This window comes from Iodidimonas nitroreducens (assembly GCA_000710935.1).
Classification (GTDB): Bacteria; Pseudomonadota; Alphaproteobacteria; order Sphingomonadales; family Rhodothalassiaceae; genus Iodidimonas; species Iodidimonas nitroreducens.
The window spans coordinates 1-330 of sequence record BAYV01000062.1 but is presented as its reverse complement, the minus strand read 5'-3'; the positions used below and the strand labels follow the sequence as shown (position 1 = coordinate 330).

The 330-nt window shown below is 53.0% G+C and carries 1 protein-coding gene; it reads right to left on the bottom strand.

Going from position 1 to position 330, the window contains the following annotated elements; genetic code table 11:
- Positions 1-248 (bottom strand): alpha/beta fold hydrolase (locus AQ1_RS12325; protein ID WP_462687142.1); only part of this gene is annotated, 248 nt, incomplete at its 3' end.
- Positions 249-330: the final 82 nt, after the last annotated feature.

Sequence of the window (330 nt, the reverse complement as noted above, 5' to 3'; positions counted from 1 at the left end):
ACTGCACCCATCAACACCGCCTTGGATACTCGTTGAGTGCCGTGTCGTCCGATAAAACGCGCCACTTCTCCACCACCCGTCGAGTGACCGATCATCACCACATCCTTTAGATCTAGAGCCTCGAAGAGTTCTGCTAAATCGTCAGCATAGGTGTCCATATCATTGCCATTCCATGGTTGGCTTGATCGTCCATGACCACGACGATCATGTGCAATACAGCGGTAGCCATGGGAGGCAAGAAAAAACATCTGCGATTCCCAAGCGTCCGCACTCAAGGGCCAGCCGTGGCTGAACGTGATCGGTTGCCCAGAACTCCAGTCACCAGATCAT